Source organism: Bradyrhizobium sp. 61 (assembly GCF_023073075.1).
Taxonomy (GTDB): Bacteria; Pseudomonadota; Alphaproteobacteria; order Rhizobiales; family Xanthobacteraceae; genus Bradyrhizobium; species Bradyrhizobium barranii.
The window spans coordinates 1-14,191 of sequence record NZ_JADPIU010000080.1 but is presented as its reverse complement, the minus strand read 5'-3'; the positions used below and the strand labels follow the sequence as shown (position 1 = coordinate 14,191).

At 64.6% G+C, this 14,191-nt stretch carries 13 protein-coding genes; 5 read left to right on the top strand and 8 right to left on the bottom strand.

Going from position 1 to position 14,191, the window contains the following annotated elements:
* Positions 1–295: 295 nt before the first annotated feature.
* Both IVB46_RS30780 and IVB46_RS30775 read left to right on the top strand, forming a co-directional pair.
* Entirely contained in the window at positions 296–2,257 is a 1,962-nt protein-coding gene (locus IVB46_RS30780; protein ID WP_247344165.1) for an EAL domain-containing protein, read from the top strand.
* A gap of 293 nt (positions 2,258–2,550) precedes the next feature.
* A complete protein-coding gene (locus tag IVB46_RS30775; protein WP_193375987.1) occupies positions 2,551–2,700 on the top strand; it encodes a hypothetical protein in 150 nt (49 codons plus the stop codon).
* Positions 2,701–2,706: 6 nt separating this feature from the next.
* Here the strand turns inward: IVB46_RS30775 and IVB46_RS30770 are convergent, their stop codons facing one another.
* The 5 genes from IVB46_RS30770 to pgm all read right to left on the bottom strand — a co-directional run bounded on the left by IVB46_RS30770 (position 2,707) and on the right by pgm (position 8,135).
* Positions 2,707–3,150, bottom strand: coding sequence for a DoxX family protein (locus IVB46_RS30770; protein WP_247314487.1), 444 nt, complete (start codon positions 3,148–3,150; stop codon positions 2,707–2,709).
* Between the two features lie 245 nt (positions 3,151–3,395).
* Entirely contained in the window at positions 3,396–4,376 is a 981-nt protein-coding gene (locus IVB46_RS30765; RefSeq protein WP_247314489.1) for a PDR/VanB family oxidoreductase, read from the bottom strand.
* A 10-nt stretch (positions 4,377–4,386) separates the two neighbouring features.
* Positions 4,387–5,148 carry a GntR family transcriptional regulator gene (locus IVB46_RS30760; RefSeq protein ID WP_028148569.1) on the bottom strand — a complete coding sequence of 254 codons (762 nt, stop codon included), beginning with the start codon at positions 5,146–5,148 and terminating at the stop codon, positions 4,387–4,389.
* A gap of 5 nt (positions 5,149–5,153) precedes the next feature.
* On the bottom strand, positions 5,154–6,203 hold the full coding sequence (locus tag IVB46_RS30755) for an aromatic ring-hydroxylating dioxygenase subunit alpha (RefSeq protein WP_247314491.1): 1,050 nt from the start codon (positions 6,201–6,203) through the stop codon (positions 5,154–5,156).
* Positions 6,204–6,488: 285 nt separating this feature from the next.
* A complete protein-coding gene (pgm, locus tag IVB46_RS30750; RefSeq protein ID WP_247344162.1) occupies positions 6,489–8,135 on the bottom strand; it encodes a phosphoglucomutase (alpha-D-glucose-1,6-bisphosphate-dependent) in 1,647 nt (548 codons plus the stop codon).
* Between the two features lie 146 nt (positions 8,136–8,281).
* On the opposite strand from pgm, the gene IVB46_RS30745 reads away from it, so the two are divergent.
* Positions 8,282–9,424, top strand: a complete 1,143-nt coding sequence (locus IVB46_RS30745) for an alpha/beta hydrolase (protein ID WP_247314495.1) — start codon at positions 8,282–8,284, stop codon at positions 9,422–9,424.
* 34 nt (positions 9,425–9,458) lie between these two features.
* On the opposite strand, the gene IVB46_RS30740 is transcribed toward IVB46_RS30745, so the two are convergent.
* Entirely contained in the window at positions 9,459–10,274 is an 816-nt protein-coding gene (locus IVB46_RS30740) for a response regulator transcription factor (RefSeq protein ID WP_063979731.1), read from the bottom strand.
* A gap of 298 nt (positions 10,275–10,572) precedes the next feature.
* Between IVB46_RS30740 and IVB46_RS30735 the strand changes: the two genes are divergently transcribed.
* Together IVB46_RS30735 and IVB46_RS30730 are read left to right on the top strand one after the other, a co-directional pair.
* Entirely contained in the window at positions 10,573–11,730 is a 1,158-nt protein-coding gene (locus IVB46_RS30735; RefSeq protein WP_247314498.1) for an acyltransferase, read from the top strand.
* 111 nt (positions 11,731–11,841) lie between these two features.
* Positions 11,842–12,690: an MBL fold metallo-hydrolase gene (locus tag IVB46_RS30730; protein ID WP_247314500.1), complete on the top strand. Its 849-nt coding sequence runs from the start codon at positions 11,842–11,844 to the stop codon at positions 12,688–12,690.
* Positions 12,691–12,716: 26 nt separating this feature from the next.
* Here IVB46_RS30730 and IVB46_RS30725 read toward each other — a convergent pair whose 3' ends face one another.
* Positions 12,717–13,601 (bottom strand): aldose 1-epimerase family protein, encoded by an 885-nt coding sequence (locus IVB46_RS30725; protein WP_247314503.1) that lies wholly within the window; start codon positions 13,599–13,601, stop codon positions 12,717–12,719.
* Positions 13,602–13,725: 124 nt separating this feature from the next.
* On the bottom strand, positions 13,726–14,191 hold a 466-nt coding region (locus IVB46_RS30720), incomplete at its 5' end, for a UDP binding domain-containing protein (RefSeq protein WP_276010585.1).

Below are 14,191 nucleotides of genomic sequence, written 5' to 3'. Positions count from 1 at the left end.
GCTCCTCAGGATGAGGTCTGCTCCGCGGCAACATCTTAGACCCTCATGGTGAGGAGCGCCGCCTTGCGGCGCGTCTCGAAGCATGAAGGCCGAGCGCGTTCTGCGATCGGCCCACTGTTACAACCGTAACGCGGGGCGCCGCATTTGTATCGATTTGTTATCGATACCCTCGCTTGAACACGCAGAAGTGGCCGCGGCGATCGTGGCCAGCGGGGATAATTCATATTTCGTCAAAGGTTTGCAGCGAATCCTCCTGATCGAGCCGGACAAACGGCCCATGCTGCTAGGCGCTCGAATGCGGACTCAAACGACCAGCTATTTCGCGCGGCTGTTCGCCGGCGATCTGTCGGCCTTTGGCGGTCCTGCAACCGACGAAGCCGTCGCCGGACATATCCGCGCCGATCAGATGTCACTGGTGCTCGGCTACTCCGTCGGCATCATGCTTGCCAATGCCTGCAATGCGGCCGTGCTCGCCATCGCGCTCTGGCATTCGCCGGACTGGAAGTTTGCGTTGGCCTGGGCCGCGATCGTGGCCGGCGCCGCGATTGCATTCGGCCTGCAATCCCACGCCTCGCGCCGGATCACAAAACCGCAATTCGTTTCGCGCCGGGCCATGCATCGGCTGGTGCGCAACGCCTTCGTGCTCGGCGTTGCCTGGGGCATCGTCCCGGTCGCCTTCTTCGCGAATGCCGCGACCGGCGGCCAGCTCGTGATCACCTGCCTTTGCTCGGGAATGCTGGCCGGCGGCGCGCTGGCCTTCGCCACGATCCCGATTGCGGCCATCGCCTTCACCAGCCCCATCTTCGTCGGCATCGCCATCTGCCTCGGCCGCGACGGCGATCCCGCCTATGTGCTGATGGCCATCCTGGTGGTGGTTTACGGCAGCGTGCTGCTGCGCGCGGTGTTCGTCAATTCGTTCGCGTTCGCGCGGCGCGTGATCCGGCAGATCGAGGCAGAGCGCACGGTCCGGCAGGATCCCCTCACGCTATTGCCCAACCGCTTCGCCTTCAATGAGACGCTCGAAGCCGCGCTGCGGCGGATGGCCCTGTCGGGCGAAGAATTCGCGGTGCTCCTGCTCGACCTCGACCGCTTCAAGGAGGTCAACGACAAGTTCGGCCACCCCGCCGGCGACGAATTCCTGGTCCAGGTCGCAAGCCGCCTGCAACGCTGCACGCGCGCGGCCGAGCACGTCGCGCGAATCGGCGGCGACGAGTTCGCGCTGGTGATGGCCAATCTGGCGCGGCCCGAGGATGCGCTCGAGATCGCCGAACGCTTCGTCGCGGCCTTCGACGAACCGTTCCAGATCGAGGGCCGCCAGATCGCCGGCGCGACCAGCGTCGGCATCGTGCTGGCGCCCCGCGACGGCACCACGCAGCTCGACATCATGAAGAATGCCGACGCCGCTTTGTATCGCGCCAAGAAGGCCGGCCCCGGCACGGTCTGCTTCTTCGAGGAAGCCGATGAAAGGGTGTCACGCGATCGCAAAGCGCTGCAAGCGGACCTCGAAGGCGCCATCGTCAGGGACGAGCTGTTCCTGGTGTTCCAGCCGTTCCTCGATCTCGGCGAGAACCGCATCACCGGCTTCGAGGCGCTGCTGCGCTGGCAGCATCCCCGACGCGGACTGGTACCGCCGAGCGAATTCATCCCGATCGCCGAGGAGACCGGGCTGATCCACGAGATCGGCGAATGGGTGATCCGGCGCGCCTGCGCGACGCTTTCGGACTGGCCGGAAGACATCAGGGTCGCCGTGAACTTCTCTGCGGCGCAGTTTCACAGCACCGGCATCCTCCAGACCATCGTGCAGGCGCTCGCGGACGCGAAGGTCGCCCCGCACCGGCTCGAGATCGAGATCACGGAATCGATGCTGCTGTCGAAATACGGCTCCGCGGCGTCAATCCTGAACGCGCTGCTCGAGCTCGGCATCACGGTGGCGCTAGACGATTTCGGCACCGGCTTCTCCTCCCTCACCTATCTGCGCAAGCTGCCGTTCAGCCGTATCAAGATCGACCAGTCCTTCATCCGCGACATGCTGGTGCAGCCCGACTGCGCCGCGATCGTGAAGTCGGTGATCTCGCTGGCGCGCGACCTGCGCATCGGTGTGGTTGCGGAAGGCGTCGAGACCGCCGACCAGCTCGAGTTTCTGCGCCAGTTCGGTTGCGATGAAGCGCAGGGCTATCTGATCAGCCGGCCGGTGTCGGCCGATGGCGTTCTGGCGCTGTTGAACACGAAAAAGCTGCGGGCGACTTACGCGGCGTAGGGAAATACTCGCAAATGTGAGGCGGTCCGCTTCCAGGGGTGAAGCTGACTCGCGCAGGGCAGAATTTCTTCAAGCCACCCTTCGCAAATGAATCGCTGCCAGGCAGTTCTGCATCCCGCGCCAGTCTTCGCGGTCATAGGGTTGGTCTGCATCCCTGACCTAAGGCTGTCCGCTGTTTTGAGAGCGTTTCCGAGTGTTTCGGCGCGCTACCACTCTCAAGACGGCTTGCCGTGTCGGCCCCATTAAGCAACACTTGCCGCATTTCAAAGTAATTATTTTTGAGGGGCATCATCATGCCTGAGATATTGGAAGTCGTACTGTGGTGTGCCGCGCTTGCGACTTGGTTGATGCTTCTCTTCGCCCTCGTGAGCAAGACCCTGAAGCAGCTCTCAAAGAGCATCCGCCGCGCGATAGAGGAAGCTTTCAAGCCCGACTTGAAGTGATCTCGGCTACGATGCTCGATCGAAACTGAACCGGCCCGCCCCGGTGACGAAGATCAACATCGCGCCTCCCATGATCGAGACGTTCTTCAAGAAGTGGTTGTATTGACCGATCTGCTGCGCACCCGCGGGATACTCCCAGTAGCGGTGCGCAATAGCCGTTGCCGCCAATACGAACACAAACGTCAGAATTGCGCAGTAGCGCGTACCGACGCCCAATATCAAACCAACGGATATCAATACCTCCAGTACGATGTTCGTCATCGTGAACAGCTCGGGTGCCGGAAGGTTCAGGGACCTGAAATAACCCACAGAGCCGCTGAAGTTGGATATTGCTCCATACGCGCTTCCGACGAATACCCACGCGAGGAGAACGCGGCCGATTAAAATCAGCGCGTCAGCTCGCCCTGTGGCGAACGCATCGACTGCCAGCGAGACAGAATTGGATTTCATGGCAGAACCTCCACCCTTGCTGTCCAAGACCGGCTGAACGCATTTATTGCCGAGAGCAAACCTATCATGATTGGCGGACCGCACGAAGCACTCTTACCGGCCCGTTGACGCTGCAAACGAAGCCCGCTTCGTCACCGCCCTTATCTGCCTCGCCAGGACGACCTGCACCCATCCGCTCCCGAGAGGAGAGCGGATGCGCAGGCCTCAGGCTGATCGCGTTTTCCGAGTACGCCTTCCAGCCCCGGTCAGACCGCGTCCGCCCGCAGCAGCGTGTCGACGGTGATGGTGCCGCGGGCGCGGGAGACGCAGGCGCAGATCTTCTGGTTGCTTTGCTTCTGGTGATCGCTGAAGAAGACGTCGCGATGATCGATCTCGCCGTCGACCTCGACCACGTCGATGGCGCACAGGCCGCATTCGCCGCGCTTGCAGTCGTACATTACGTCGTGGCCGCTGGCATTGAGCACATCAAGCATCGAGCGCTCGCGCGGGATTTCGAGCTCGACATCGGTCCCCTTCAGGCGCACGCGAAACGTCTCGGTCGGCAGCGTGCCGCTGGAGCCGAAGGTCTCGTAGCGGAGATCGGGAAGCGGATGGCCGGCGCCGATCCAGGCGTGGCGCGCGGCATCCAGCATCCTCATCGGGCCGCAGAACAGCGCCAGCGCACCTTGCGGCAATGATCCGAACAGCGCATCGAGGTCGAGCCGCCGGCCCTCGTCGCTCGCGTGAACGACCAGGCGCTCACCGAGCATTTTGGCGAGATCGTCGAGATAGGCGGCATCGGTGCGCGAGCGCACGGCATAATGCAGCGTGACATCAGCGCCGCGACGCGCCAGCGCCTGTGCGGCGCCAAGGATCGGCGTGATGCCGATGCCGCCGGCGATCAGGCAATAGTTTTCGCGGGCCCAGTCGACCGCGAGCAGCGAAGCCGGCCGGGTGATGTCGAGCCGGGCGCCTGGTGCGAGCTGCCACATACAGCGCGAGCCGCCGCGGGAATCCTCGGCACGGCGCACCGCGATCTTGTAACCGCGCGAGGACGCCTCGCCGACCAGCGAATAGGATCGCGTCTCCGGCAGGCCGTCGATGGTCACGCTGATATTGATGTGGCTGCCGACCGGATAGGCCGTGCCGTCGAACTGATCCGGCAGGATCAGGAATTCGCGGATGCCCGGCGCAAGATCGCGCGTCGCGACCAGCGTTGCCGGAATCCAGGTTTCGATGAAGCGCATGGCGATTGCCCTAGTCGGTTGCGGTCCTGATCAGCGCGAGCGCCGGCAAGAGGTCGAGATGGGTGCGGTTGCGCAGCGCAAGCCGCAGGTTTCGCACTGCGAGGCGCGCGTGCTCGCGCATCACGGCCTCGGCGCGGGCGCCTTCGCGGTTCTCGATGGCGTCGATCACGACGCGATGGTGCTCCTGCCCGATGATCAGAATCTGCTGCGCCTCGGGCAGCGCCGATTGCGCCATCACGAAACCGCTTGGCGAGGCGAACGGCAGCGCCGAAGCGCGGTCGATCTGCCGGATCAACGGCGGGCTGCGCGACAATTCGGTGAGCAGTGCGTGGAAGCGCGCGTTCAGCGTGACATAGGAGGAGAACGCGTCGACCGAGATCGGCACCTGGCGCAGCAACTCGTCGATCGCGGCAAGGCACTCCTTCAGCGGCTCGAGCTCGCGCGCGGAAACGCCGCGCTCGGCGGCGAAGCGCGCGGCGAGCCCTTCGAGCGTGCCACGCAGCTCGATGGAATCGGAGATGTCGCGTTCGGAAAACGCCTTCACCATGAAGCCGCCGGAGGGAATCGCCTCCAGCAGGCCTTCCTCCTCGAGCCGCACCAGCGCCATGCGCACCGGCGTGCGCGAGGCGCCGGTCGTCTCCACTGCCTGGAGCTCGGAGATACGCTCGCCGGGCCGTAAACGACCCGACAGGATCTGGTCGCGCAGCGCGAGCTGCGCCTTCACGGTCTGCGAGACGGAGCGGTCGACCTCACGCTCGGGCGCTGCTTTCACCTGGCCTACTCCGCGGCCTGGAGCTGCTGCGGCGGGTTTTCCTTCGCCACCATCCTGTCGATCAGCTTGCGCGTCCACATCGCACCGGCATCGATGTTGAGGTTGTAGAAGATCCGATCGGGGTTCTCGTCCATGGCGCGCTGCTGCGCCTCGAGGATCAACTCGTCCTCGTGGAAGATGCCGGAGACGCCCTCGCGGATCTCGGTGGTGATGCGCTGCTCGCCGATCTGATAGTTGCGGACGAACGCCCAGAAATAGTGGCAGGTCTTCTCGGTCTCCGGCGTGATGGTGTTGAGCACGAAACCGTTGACGCCCTGCGAGCGGTCGCCTTCCGGCGCGCCGGTGCCTGTCGGCGCCACGCCGACATCGATCGCGATCGTGCACGGGGCTTCGAAGCGGATGATCTGCCAGCGGTCGACGAGGCCGGGCTTGCCGAGCTGCTTGGCCCAGAACGGCGGCGCCTCGATGCCGCGCATCCAGCGCGTCACCGTCACCGTCTTCTCGCCATGGGTGACGTCGAACGGCGCCTCGGCGACCGCATCGTTGCCGATCGAGGAGCCGTGCACGAATGTCTCGTGGGTGAGGTCCATGAGATTGTCGAGCACGAGGCGGTAGTCGCAATTGACGCGGATGGTCTTGCCATCGCCGGCCCAGGCCGGATCGTGATTCCAGTGCATGTCAGGAACGAGCGCGGGATCGGCGAGCGCGGGGTCGCCCATCCAGAGCCAGACGTAGCGATGACGCTCGACCACGGGATAGGCGCGGACGCAGGCCGACGGATTGATGGTCTCCTGCGAGGGCATGAAGGTGCAGCGCCCCTGCGCATTGTATTTCAGGCCGTGATAGCCGCAGACGACGGTGTCGCCTTCCAGGCGGCCCTTGGACAGCGGCACCAGGCGGTGCCAGCAGGCATCCTCCAGCGCGGCCACCGAGCCATCGGCCTTGCGGTACATCACGACATGCTTGCCGCAGATCGTCCGCGGCAACAGCGCCGGCTTGACGTCGGCGTCCCAGGCCGCGGCGTACCACGCGTTCATCGGGAAGGGTTTTGTCACGGGTCGCTCTCCCAAGGCTTATGTATGCGTCGTGTATACAATAGCGGAGGGATAGAATCGTTCAAGGCTAAATTTGGCGTATTTAGATACCTATTATCCTGATGGTGTATACAATTCCACCACATGTCATTCGCCGCGAAGGCGGGGAATCCAGTACGCCGCGGCTTCTCCGCATCACGGCACGGCCGCGGCGTACTGGATCACCCGCTTTCGCGGGTGATGACAGCGGAGAATGCGGCAAACACTTCCTCGGAGCAGCAACCGAGTCGTACTGGGCTCGGCGCCCTACGCCCCGAACACCTTCTTCAGCCCCGCCTGGGCCTCTTCCTGAATCCGCTTCAGGTGCTCGGTGCTGCGGAAGCTTTCCGCGTAGATCTTGTAGACGTCCTCCGTGCCGGAGGGCCTCGCGGCGAACCAGCCGAAATCGGTTTCGACCTTGATGCCGCCGAACGGCTGGCCGTTGCCCGGCGCCTTGCTCAGCGTGGCGCGCACGGGATCGCCGGCGAGATCCTTGAGGCCGAGCTGCTCGGGCGTAACGGATTTGAGAATGTTCTTCTGGGGCACGGTAGCGGCGACGTCGATGCGCGCATAGTGCGGCACGCCGAGCTCGGCAGTGAGGTCGTTGAAGAGCTGGCTCGGATCGCGGCCGGTCTTGGCCATGATCTCGGCTGCGAGCAGGCCGAGGATGATGCCGTCCTTGTCGGTGGTCCACACCCCGCCGTCGCGGCGCAGGAACGAGGCCCCTGCACTCTCCTCGCCGCCAAAGCCGAAGCCGCCCGTGAGGAGGCCGTCGACGAACCATTTGAAGCCGACCGGCGTTTCGACCAGCCTGCGGCCGAGCTTCTTGGCGACACGGTCGATGATCGAGCTCGACACCACGGTCTTGCCGATCGCGGCATCCTTGCCCCAGTTCGGGCGGTTCGCGAACAGATACGAGATCGCGGTCGCCAGATAATGGTTCGGATTCATCAGGCCGCCGGTGCGCGTCACGATGCCGTGGCGGTCGGCATCGGTGTCGTTGGCAAAGGCGACGTCGAAGCGGTCGCGCATCGCGATCAGGCTCGCCATCGCGTAAGGCGAGGAGCAATCCATGCGGATCTTGCCATCCCAGTCGACGGTCATGAAGCGGAAGGTCGGATCGATCGCCTCGTTCACGACGGTGGCCTTCAGGCCGTAGCGCTCGATGATCGGATGCCAGTAATGCACGGCGGCGCCGCCGAGCGGATCGATCCCGATATTGATTCCGGCGGATTTGACCAGATCGAGATCGACGACATTGCCGAGATCGGCAACGTAGGGCGTGATGAAGTCGTAGGCGTGCACGTTCGCGGATTTGCGCGCCTTGGCGTAGTCGATGCGCTTCACGCCCTTCAGACCGTCGGCGAGATAGGCGTTGGCGCGCTTCTCGACGACGGAGGTCGCGTCGGTGTCGGCCGGGCCGCCATGCGGCGGATTGTATTTGTAGCCGCCGTCCTCGGGGGGATTGTGCGAGGGCGTGACGACGACGCCGTCGGCAAGGCCGCTAGTGCGGTCCTTGTTGTAGGTCAGGATCGCGTGCGAGATGACAGGCGTCGGGCTGTAGCCGCCGTCCTTGTCGATCATGATGTCGACGCCGTTGGCGGCGAACACCTCGACGGCGCTGACCAGCGCCGGCTCGGCCAGCGCATGGGTGTCGATGCCGATGAAGAGCGGGCCGGTCAGGCCCTTTTCTGTTCTGTAGTCACAAATGGCCTGCGTGGTCGCGAGGATGTGGCCCTCGTTGAAGCTGTTCTTGAACGACGTGCCGCGATGGCCGGAGGTGCCGAACGCCACCCGCTGCGCGGGATCGCCGACATCGGGCTTGCCAGCGAAATAGGCCGTCACCAGCCGAGGAACGTTGGTGAGCGCGTCCGGCGAGACCAGCTTGCCCGCCGCGGGATGAACATCAGCCACTGAAATATCCTCGTCCTGTCGTCCAGAGATTGCGGGATAGCATAGCATCGGCCGGCCCCCCGCCAAGGGCACAACACCTGCGATGGGCTGGCCGTTCCTGAGATCATGCTATGGTCATTCAGATCGGGGCTTTTTCGAGTCGGGGCATGACGCTGTTTCACAGGCTCTTGGTTGTTCTGATGGCCTGGCTTGCGACGGCTGGCGTCGTGCCCAATGCGATGGCCGCGGAGTTCTACACGGAAGACCTGCGCATCCCGATGACGGAGGCCGGGCCGCAGGGGCTGGAGGCCTTTCTGGTCCGGCCGGCCGGAACGAAGCGCTATCCGCTCGCGCTGCTCAGCCACGGCTCGCCGCGCAGTTTCGACGACCGCGCGACGATGTCGGCGCACAAATATTACGGGATCGCGCTCGAATACGCCCGGCGCGGCTTTGCCGCGCTGATCGTGATGCGGCGCGGCTACGGCACCTCGCCCGGCGGGCGCGTCGACAGCGTCGGCGGCTGCGCCAATGCCGCCTATCTGCCGGCGGCGGCGGTTGCGGTCGCGGATTTGCGCGCGGCGATCGATGCGATGGGTCGGAGGGCCGACGTCACGACATCGGGCATGATCGCGGCCGGCCATTCCGCCGGCGGGCTCGCCACCGTCGCACTGACCGCGCAGGCACCGCCGGGTCTGATCGCCGCGATCAGCTTTGCCGGCGGCCGCGGCTCGCGCGATGACGACGACGTCTGCAACGAGGATGGGCTGGTGCAGGCCTTCGCCACGTTCGGCAAGACGTCGCGCGTGCCGATGCTGTGGGTCTATGCGGCCAATGATTCGTTCTTCGGTCCCGATCTCGCGCGCCGCCTCTATGACGGATTTCGCGGCAATGGCGGTCACGCGAAATTCATTGCGGCGCCGCCTTACGGCGACGACGGTCACTATCTCTATTCGGTGGTGGGCCGCCCGCAATGGACGCCCTATCTCGACGCCTTCCTGCGCGAGCGCGGGCTCGGCCATGACATCCTGAGCCTTCCCGATCCGCTGCCGCCGCCGGGCCAGCTCAACGAGGCCGCGCGCGCCGAATTCTCGCGCTACCTCGCCAGCACCATGCCGCACAAGGCTTTTGCGGTGTCGCCGAACGGCGGTTACGGCTGGCGCTCAGGACGCACCACCGCCGACGACGCCCGGCGCGATTCGCTTAGCGCCTGCATGAAATGGTCGCCGACCTGCACGCTGTATGCGGTCGATGACCAGCTGGCCGGGGCGGCGCAAAGGACATCGACGGACCAGAGCGCCCGCGCGCGATAAGCGCGAGGGTGATCGGAGCTTTCGACGGATGAGGCTAGAGCCGCTCGCTGAGCGCGAGCTTGTAGCCGACGCCGGTGACGGTCGCGATCACGGGCGTGCCGCTGCCGACGAGCTTGCGGCGCAGCCGCGCCACCAGCGCATCGACCGTGCGGATATCGACCTCGGCCTGGCGGTTGCTGACGACCTCGATCAGATAGTCGCGGCTGAGCGGCCGGCCGTCGGCGCCGACCAGCGCCGCGAGCAGATCGAACTCGGCGCGCGTCAACGCCACCGGCTTGCCGTCGCTGCCGAGCAGCTCGCGCCGGGTCAGGTCGATGATCCAGTCGCCGAAGGCGATCGAATTGTGGTTGCGCGCCGCCTTGCGGTCGATCGAACGCCGCCGCAGCACGCTGCGCGCGCGCGCGAGCAGGTCGCGCAGATTGATCGGCTTGGTGACATAATGGTCGCCGGCGATCTCGAGGCCGAGGATGCGATCGACGTCGGTGTCGCGGCGCGTCACAAAGATGATGCCGGCGTTACTGGTCGCCTGGATCTCCTTGGCGAGCTCGAAGCCGTCGCCGTCAGGCAACTGCACGTCGAGGAAGACGAGATCGGTGCGCGAGCGCAGCGCCTGGCGGCATTCCGCGCAGGAGCCGGCGCCGACCACATCGAAATTGTTCTCGCTGAAATAGCCGACCAGCATCGTCCGCGTCACGGGATCGTCTTCGACGACGATCAGCCGCTCGCGGCCGGCAGGCCTCAATTCCTGACGTGCGGAATCAACCACGTTGTTGGATGTCCTGTGTGCTTGTGGCGCGGCTTGAAAGTTCAAGTCGTCGCGCAGCGCACTGTCCTGTGAACGAACATTCACGACTTATTCGAGCCCCCGAAATTTGCCTGCTGGAATACTAGGCGTGTTGTGCTGCCCGAACAATATTGGTCATGGTATTGGCGTATTAAGTATGAATTGCCCCACAATTCTCATCGCGCGCATCATCATGCCGGCGTGGCGCGTGCGAGCGACGACCAGCCCCCTCGACACCGCCGATCCCGTACATTCGGCATCAGACTCAACCGCTGGTTAACGTAAAGAAAGGCTTCGGCTTCGAAACAGCCAGCCGCGCCTCTATGGTCTCCGCTTGCAGATGCGAAACCACGGAGCAGGCGTGATGCAGGGGCAGGCCCGGTTGGCCGCCGAACGAACCGAGCAAGGTGCAACGCCTTTCGGCCGTTCTCACACGCTCGACGTCCTGCGCGGCCTCGCCATCGTCGGCGTGATGGCGATCCACGTCTCACAATCCTTTCCTTCAAAGATCCACGCCGTCGACTTCGCCTTCATGTGCGGCTGGACCGGCGTCAACGTGTTCTACTTCGTCAGCGCCATGACGATGTGCCTGATGTGGACGCAGCGCACCGAAACCGACCCGACGCGCAAATTCTACATCCGGCGCTTCCTGCGCATCGCGCCGCTGTTCTGGCTCGCGATCCCGGTTTACCTCGCCGTCAACGGCACGGGTCCCAGCTACAACGCGCCCAACGGCATCGGGCCGCTCCAGGTGATCCTGACCGCGACCTTCCTGCACGGCTTCTGGCCGGACAGCGTCAACAGCGTCGTGCCGGGCGACTGGTCGATTGCGGCGGAAATGACGTTCTATCTCGTCTTCCCCTTCGTGATCACGGCCTTCGGATCGCGCCGCCACCTCTATCTTGCGCTCGCGATCGCGCTGCATCTCGTCAATGTCTGCCTGTTCAAGCCGTGGGCGTTCGCGCTGTTCTCGGCCTATTACGGGCCCGGCCACGAGGCCTTCGTCTGGAATGCGCTACACATCAGCTTCCTGAACCAGTTGCCGGTCTTCCTCGTGGGATGCGCGCTGTTCTTCTCGCTGCGCGACGGCTTTGCGAAGTCGGACGTAGCGATCTTCGCCGCCTTCATCGCGCTGTCCTTCATTGCCGACCGCGCGACCGGCTCGCATGAATTCAACTATTTGATGATCAACCTCGTGCTTGGCGCGCTGGTTGCAGGTTGCATCCGCCTCGCGATCCGCTGCCGGCCGATCGAGGCGCTCGGCCGCAACTCCTATTCGATGTACCTGTCGCACTTCGCGGTGATCTACGGCCTGCGCCAGATCTGGCCGCTTGCGGACGGACTGGTCTCGCTGCTGATCGCCTATGCCGTCACCGCCGCGCTCAGCTATCTCGTCGCACGCGCGACCTGGCATCTGGTCGAACGGCGCGCGCAGGATTTTGCGCATCGCCTGACGTCCGCGGGATCGGACCGGTCAACGATCCGGCCAACCATTGCTGCCACTGTGGCCGGTCTGCACTGACGCGCGACTTGTCTAGCTGACGCCTTCGAATCTAAAGTACGCCACGAACGATCTTCAGACACGCCGGGGCGGCGTGATCAGATCGACCGGCTTCACGCTGGAGTAGGCGCCATGGAAGTCATACTGCTCGGCACCGGCGGCCCACGCCCGGACCCGCGCCGCATGGCGACGACCACGCTGATCAGGCTCGGCGAGGAGAATATCCTGTTCGACGCGGGCCGCGGCGTCATGGTGCAGCTCCACAAAGCCGGCGTGCCGCTCGGCGCCATCAACACGGTCTTTCTCACCCATCACCACTTCGACCACATCGGCGACCTCTATGATGTGATGCTGAATTCGTGGATGCATGGGCGCAAGGACGATCTACGCATCTACGGTCCGCCCGATACCGAACGGCTCGTCAACACGCTGATCACACAGGTCTACGACAAGGACATCGCCTGGCGGGATCAGGGCGAGCCGACCTTTGGCGGATGGAAGCCGGTCGTCGCGACGGACATCATTCCCGGCCCCGTCCTCGACACCGGTCGCTGGAAGATCAGCGCCGAGCTCGTCTCACATGGCGACGGTCTCGACATGTCGCCGGCGTTTCTCGCGCGCTGGATGTGTCTCGGCTTTCGCTTCGAAGCCGAGGGCAAGGTCATAGCGATCTCCGGCGACACGGTGCCCTGCCCCGGTCTCGAGCGGCTGGCACAGGGAGCCGACCTGCTGGTCCAGTGCTGCTTTCTCGCGACGCCTGAGATCACCAACGACCACTTCCGCCGGCTCGCGAAATATACGCTCGCCTGCGGCGATACGGTCGGCAAGGTTGCCGCCAAGGCCGGCGTCAAGAGGCTCGCGCTGACCCATCACCGGCCGCGCACTGACGATTCCATGCTGAACGCGCTTCTCGCGGACGTCCGCCGAGACTACGCAGGTCCCGTCGTGCTCGGCGAGGACCTCACGCGGATCGAGGTCTGAGAGCCACAGGCACGCGAAGGCCTGCCTCAGGACGACCCGACCTCGATCCGGTACGACAGTTCTTCGTTCGCGCCGGCCGCGATGTGCATCAGACCCGGCTTGTCGCTGAACTCGCTATCGAAACCGACGGGACTGGCATAGCCGCGCCAGGGCTCGATGCAGAGGAACGGCGCGCCTGTCGGTTTCGACCAGACGCCGAGTTCGCGAAAGCCGCGCCATGACATTTTGAGCCAGGGCCCGCCCCCCTGCCCGGCCGCATAGCGGACCGCATGGCTGTTGACGGGGTCGAGGATGACGGCGTCATTGGTGAACAGGGATTCCGACAAAGGAAGCACGGTGCCTCTGACGGGGCTCGGATCCGTTGCCGCGAGCAGGAGTCCGCCCTCGACACGGCGAACCGGAGACGGCTCCTCGTTCGTGAAGGTCAGCGCGTAGCTCTCCTTCGACATTCCAGGCTGAAGCGGCCAGTTGAAGGCGGGATGGCCACCGAGCGACACCGGCAATGTCTCCTTGCCAGTGTTCACGACCGTGAGCGAGAGATCGAGACCAGCGTCGTCGATCGCATAGGTGGCCGTCAGGCGAAATGCGAACGGATAGAGCGCGCGCGTTGTCTCGCTGTCTTCGAGCGCCAGCGTGCAACGGTTCTCGCCGCGCTCTACCCACGCGAACCGGCTGTCGCGCGCAAAACCGTGCTGGGTCATCCGGTAGGTCTTGCCCCGGTGCCGCATTTCGTCATTGGCGAGACGCCCGACGATCGGAAACAGCAGCGGCGCGTGGCGTGGCCAGGCCGGCCCCGCCTGCCAGACAAATTCGACACCGCTGCCGTCCTTCAACGAGCACAGCTCGGCGCCGTGTGCCTTGATGGTCGCGGTGAGCCCGCCACTGCGGATCGTGTGCGTGTCGTCGGTCATGACAATCTCCATCGCGGCAACGCGGCCAAACGCGGCGACCTGATGCGACCGGATCATATCGCATCAGAAACGATTTCGCCCGCCCCAGGATGAGGCGGGCGAAGCCGAACTTCAAACGACTGGCTTAAGCCTGGGACGATCGCCCGATGCTCTCGTAGGTGAAGCCGGCGGCTTGCATCTCTTCGGGCGGGTAGATGTTGCGGAGATCGACCACGACGGGCTGGGTCATGGCCGCCTTCAGCCGGCCGAGATCGAGCGCGCGGAACTGCACCCATTCGGTGACGATGACGAGCGCATCGGCGCCTTGCGCGCAGGAATAGGCGTCCTCGCAATAGGTGATGTTCGGCAGTTCGCCCTTGGCCTGCTCCATGCCGACGGGATCGAAGGCCTTGACCGTCGCGCCCATGTCGATCAGGCCGGTGACGAGCGGGATCGACGGCGCATCGCGCATGTCGTCGGTGTCGGGCTTGAAGGTGAGGCCGAGCACCGCAATGGTCTTGCCGCGCAAGCTACCGCCGAGCGCCTGGCTGACCTTGCGCGCCATCGCGCGCTTGCGGTTCTCGTTGACGGCCAGCACGGATTCGACGATG

Excerpts from the sequence above, each read along its gene's own strand:
- IVB46_RS30780 (WP_247344165.1), top strand. The coding sequence starts at position 296 with ATGCGGACTCAAACGACCAGCTATTTCGCGCGGCTGTTCGCCGGCGAT.
- IVB46_RS30775 (WP_193375987.1), top strand. The coding sequence starts at position 2,551 with ATGCCTGAGATATTGGAAGTCGTACTGTGGTGTGCCGCGCTTGCGACT.
- IVB46_RS30770 (WP_247314487.1), bottom strand. The coding sequence starts at position 3,150 with ATGAAATCCAATTCTGTCTCGCTGGCAGTCGATGCGTTCGCCACAGGG.
- IVB46_RS30765 (WP_247314489.1), bottom strand. The coding sequence starts at position 4,376 with ATGCGCTTCATCGAAACCTGGATTCCGGCAACGCTGGTCGCGACGCGC.
- IVB46_RS30745 (WP_247314495.1), top strand. The coding sequence starts at position 8,282 with ATGACGCTGTTTCACAGGCTCTTGGTTGTTCTGATGGCCTGGCTTGCG.
- IVB46_RS30735 (WP_247314498.1), top strand. The coding sequence starts at position 10,573 with ATGCAGGGGCAGGCCCGGTTGGCCGCCGAACGAACCGAGCAAGGTGCA.
- IVB46_RS30730 (WP_247314500.1), top strand. The coding sequence starts at position 11,842 with ATGGAAGTCATACTGCTCGGCACCGGCGGCCCACGCCCGGACCCGCGC.
- IVB46_RS30725 (WP_247314503.1), bottom strand. The coding sequence starts at position 13,601 with ATGACCGACGACACGCACACGATCCGCAGTGGCGGGCTCACCGCGACC.